The sequence below is a fragment of the Rhodococcus sp. CX genome, from assembly GCF_015865005.1.
GTDB lineage: Bacteria > Actinomycetota > Actinomycetes > Mycobacteriales > Mycobacteriaceae > Rhodococcus.
In genome coordinates this window covers 11,032-15,008 of record NZ_JADZGH010000076.1, presented here as the reverse complement: position 1 = coordinate 15,008, position 3,977 = coordinate 11,032, and the positions used below count along the sequence as shown (strand labels likewise).

The 3,977-nt window shown below is 68.4% G+C and carries 2 protein-coding genes and 1 pseudogene; 2 read left to right on the top strand and 1 reads right to left on the bottom strand.

The window, feature by feature from the left end:
- Positions 1–1,150, top strand: a pseudogene (locus I0Q12_RS08560) (alkaline phosphatase family protein); the annotation flags it as partial.
- A 461-nt stretch (positions 1,151–1,611) separates the two neighbouring features.
- On the opposite strand, the gene I0Q12_RS08555 reads toward I0Q12_RS08560, so the two are convergent.
- Positions 1,612–2,118, bottom strand: a complete 507-nt coding sequence (locus I0Q12_RS08555) for an SRPBCC family protein (RefSeq protein WP_197251521.1) — start codon at positions 2,116–2,118, stop codon at positions 1,612–1,614.
- A 203-nt stretch (positions 2,119–2,321) separates the two neighbouring features.
- On the opposite strand from I0Q12_RS08555, the gene I0Q12_RS32415 reads away from it, so the two are divergent.
- A partial coding sequence (locus I0Q12_RS32415) for a type I polyketide synthase (protein ID WP_231610301.1) occupies positions 2,322–3,977 on the top strand: 1,656 nt, incomplete at its 3' end.

The window sequence follows — 3,977 nt, the reverse complement described above, 5'->3', positions numbered from 1 at the left end:
CGTGCCGACCTCGATGATCTTCGACGACCACGACGTGCACGACGACTGGAACACCTCGCACCTGTGGCGGACCGAAGTGGAGGCCTCGTCGTGGTGGGAGGAACGGATCGTCGGCGCCCTCATGTCGTACTGGATCTATCAGCACCTCGGGAATCTTTCACCGAAGGAACTGTCCGAGGACGCGCTCTACGACCGTGTCCGCAACTGCGGGGGTGATGCCGAACCGATTCTCCGCGCCTTCGCGTCCGATGCGGACGAGGAAGCGGACGGCGCTTCCGGCGCGCGGTGGTCCTACCGGCGGGATTTCGGTTCGGTGCGGGTGCTGATGATCGATTCGCGGTGTGGCCGGGTCCTCACCGCCGACCGCCGGGAGATGGTGTCGGATCCGGAGTTCGACTGGATCGAAAGCCAGACCGAGGGCGACTACGATCACCTGCTCATCGGGACGTCGTTGCCCTGGTTGCTTCCGCGTGCCATGCACGACGTCGAATCGTGGGACGAGTTGCTCGCATCCGGCGCGCGCGGCGAACGGCTCGGGCGGTGGGCCGAAAAGCTCCGCCGCGGTGCGGATCTCGAGCATTGGTCGGCATTCCGCGACTCGTTCGACCGTGTCGCCCGGCTGCTGGCGGAAGTCGGCAGTGGACGCCGCTCGGGACCGTCCGATGTCACCCCGGCGACGGTGTGCGTGCTGTCGGGCGACGTGCACCACGCATACGCCGCTCGTGCCCACTTCCGCGTCCCCATGAGCGCAGCGATCTACCAGTTGACGTGCTCGCCGCTGCACAACCATGTTCCGGCAGCGGTTCGAGTGGCGTTCCGAGTTGCCTGGAGCCGCACAGCAGAACGCTGCGTACGTGCGGTTCTCGGGCTGGTGACGCCCGTACCGACCACCTCCATCACCTGGAGCAAGGCAGCCGGTCCGACATTCGGAAACCAGGTCGCCACGCTCCGAGTCGAAGGTCGCGCTGCGCATCTGACCATCGAGCGGACAGCGACAGCTCGCGGCGCACACCATTTCGAGACGGTCGCCGAGCTCGGCTTGTCTTCCGACGGACCCCGCGCCGGGCAGCCACCCTCCGACGCGCACCGCCGACGGCGACGAAACCCGGCGACGCGGTGGCGTGCAGCGAGGACAGTCCGGGAAATCTGACTGCTCCGGGCTTATCGATGCTGCTCTCCCGTGGTGCCGTCCTGCGACTGCCCTTCGCCCGTCGTCGGGCCGTCCTCCGACTCGACGAGGTGGGCAAACGCGGTACCCGAGACCATCCCGCGGGTTCCCGGCACCGTTACCGTAGGTCTGGCACCGGGCTCGTACATCTGCTGAATCTCGTGTGCCCGTTCCTGCGCACTACGTTTCGTGTCGTCGTCGAGGTCGTCGTATTCGTCGGGTTTCCGATCTTCGTCCACAGCATTCGCTCCAATCGTCACTTGCCCGCGGAACAGGGTCTAAGGTCCAGACTCCTCTCTCGGCGGTACCGGGACACCGTTTCGGCCCGACCGATCTCGGTCCGGCCTGCCGGTGGTCCGGTCCGCGGCCCAGCAGTTTCGTGTACCAGCCTTCGCCGAATGCGAGGTCGTCCGTCAGCAATGCCGTGTAGAGCTTGTGGAGGTTCATTTGTTCGTCGAATCGCTGGACGCAACTGCGACAAGCTCGGCCAGGTGCTGCAGCGAATTGGTGAGATGGTCCGGACCGAACGGCGGGAACCCGACGTGGTCCCGGATGTGCTGCGGCACCGCCGACCAGTCGTAGACGAGCGTCACCTCGGTCTCCGACGGACCGAGCGGCACCAGCTCATAACTCCAACTCCAGCCGCCGAACTCCAGGTGCCCGTCGTCCTTCTCCTCCCCCGTCCGCCAGCCGATGGCGCGCGGCGGATCGAGCACGTGCACCTGATTGGCCACCTTGTAGTAACCGTTCACCTGGCGGGGGTGGTCCATGTCCATCCGGAAGACCTGCCCCACCTCGGTCAACGGCGCCCGGTCGGCGGCGTCCTGCACCCAGCCGGTGCCGTCGATCGCCGAATGGGTGGTCGGGTCGGCAAGCACCGCGAACACCCGCGCGGCCGGCGCGGCGACGATCAGGGTGGCAGTCACGTTCTCTCGGTGTGCGGTGTGCATGGCAGTGTCCCGTCGTTTGGTGCCCCCGCCTGCGCGGAACGCGATGGTTCTTCATGCAGACCGTGGGACGCGGCGGAAGTCAGCGCTCGCAGGGGAGGAATCTGCACCTGCGATGCAGCGAACTCGACTTCCGAGGCAGGCGCCGCGGATAGAATCGAAATCCGCGACGGCTCGGGGGGCTTCCGGTAAGGAGCTGATCCTGGATGACCGATCAAGCGAAACTCCTCGACTACCTGAAGAGGGTGACTGCCGAGCTCTACCAGGTGAAAGAGAAGCTTCGCGAGTCCGAGGCCGTGCGTCACGAACCGATCGCCGTCATCGGGATGGGTTGCCGCTTCCCCGGTGGTGTGCGGTCGCCCGAGGACCTCTGGCGCGTGGTTGAATCCGGTTCGGAGACTGTCACCGGCTTTCCCGAGGACCGGGGCTGGAATTCGGCCGAACTCTACGATCCGAAGGCCGAGCAAGCCGGCAAGACCTACACGCTGCAGGGCAGCTTCCTCGACGACCCGGCCGGGTTCGATCCCGAGGTCTTCGGCATCTCCCCGCGCGAGGCGCTGGCCATGGACCCGCAGCAGCGTCTCCTGCTCGAAACCAGCTGGGAGACCTTCGAACATGCCGGCCTGGATCCGCGGTCGGTGCACGGCTCCCGGGTCGGGGTGTTCACCGGGCTGTCCGGTATCGACTACGCGGCGCGGGCCGGGGGGCGGCCACCGGCTGACCTCGAGGGGTACTTCATCACCGGCAATGCCATGAGTGTCGCCTCCGGCCGGGTGGCGTACAGCTTCGGCCTGTCCGGACCGGCGATCACCGTCGACACCGCATGCTCGTCGTCGCTGGTATCCATCCACCTCGCCATGCAGGCACTACGCAACGGCGAGTGCGAACTGGCGCTGGCGGGTGGGGCGACCGTGATGGCGACGCCGGGGGTGTTCGTCGAGTTCAGCCGCCAGCGTGGTCTGGCCCCCGACGGTCGGTGCAAGGCGTTCTCGGCCGCCGCCGACGGCACCGCGTGGGGCGAGGGCGCAGCGATGATCGCGTTGGAACGGCTGTCCGACGCACAGCGCCACGGTCGGCGGATCCTCGCCGTGATCCGGGGCAGCGCGATCAACCAGGACGGTGCCAGCAACGGCCTGACCGCACCGAACCGGCAGGCCCAGGAGCGCGTGATCCGGCAGGCGCTGACCGATGCCGGGCTCGGCCCGGGCGACGTCGACGTGGTCGAGGCGCACGGCACCGGCACCACCCTGGGCGATCCGATCGAGGCGTCCGCCCTGCTGGCGACGTACGGCCGCGACCGTTCCGCCGGCCGGCCGCTGTGGCTCGGCTCGGTGAAGTCGAATCTCGGGCACACCCAGGCCGCTGCCGGTGTGGCCGGCGTGATGAAGATGATCCTGGCGATGCGGCACGGCGTCCTGCCGAAGACCCTGCACGTCGACCGGCCCACCCCGCACGTCGACTGGTCCGCCGGATCCGTGTCCCTGCTGACCGAGAACCGGGAGTGGCCCGACCTCGACCGGCCTCGCCGGGCGGCGGTGTCCTCGTTCGGGATCAGCGGCACCAACGCGCACGTCGTCCTGGAGCAGTCCCCACCGGCCGAGGCGCCGGTCACGAGAACTCCCGCGGGTGAGGTCGTTGTCTGGTGCGTGTCGGGCCACACCGAATCCGCGCTGCGGGCGCAGGCCGGGCGGTTGCGCGAGTATCTGGCTGCCCACCCCGACCTGCCTCCTGCCGCGGTGGCCGGGGCGCTGCTGAACTCGCGTGCCACCTTCGACCAGCGCGCCGCCGTGATCGGCGCACGGTCCGAGACCCTGCTCGGCGGCCTCGACGCGCTCGCCCGCGGCGCCCCGAGCGCCGACGTC

What these genes read in the sequence shown, in the direction of transcription:
- I0Q12_RS08555 (WP_197251521.1), bottom strand. Translation starts at nt 2,118, where the DNA reads ATGCACACCGCACACCGAGAGAACGTGACTGCCACCCTGATCGTCGCC.